This window comes from Komagataeibacter oboediens (assembly GCF_018491655.1).
In the GTDB taxonomy this organism is placed as follows: domain Bacteria; phylum Pseudomonadota; class Alphaproteobacteria; order Acetobacterales; family Acetobacteraceae; genus Komagataeibacter; species Komagataeibacter oboediens.
Window position 1 is genome coordinate 1 of the sequence record NZ_JABLUU010000055.1, and the last position, 394, is coordinate 394.

General features: G+C 67.8%; 1 protein-coding gene. It reads left to right on the forward strand.

All coding sequences use genetic code 11. The features are described from left to right. On the forward strand, positions 1-394 hold a 394-nt coding region (locus tag HNO79_RS16360; protein ID WP_214165958.1), incomplete at both ends, for a glycosyltransferase.

Sequence of the window (394 nt, forward strand, 5' to 3'; positions counted from 1 at the left end):
GATGGCCTGGCCGCTGCGGCGCAGGGAACACCCCCTGCCCGAGGACATGGCGCAGTGGCCGAGCGTGGACGTGTTCGTCCCGTCCTATAACGAGGAACTCTCCCTCGTCCGTTCGACGGTGCTCGGCGCGCTGGACCTTGACTGGCCCGCGGACAGGCTGAACGTCTACATCCTTGATGACGGGCGGCGGAAGGCCTTCCACGACTTCGCGGTGGAGGCGGGGGCGGGCTACATCATCCGCGCCGAGAACAACCACGCCAAGGCCGGCAACCTCAACCATGCGCTGGCGGTGACGGACAGCCCGTTCGCGGTGATCTTCGACTGCGACCACGTGCCCACGCGCGGGTTCCTCAGGCGCACCATCGGCTGGATGATGGCCGACCCCAATCTCGCG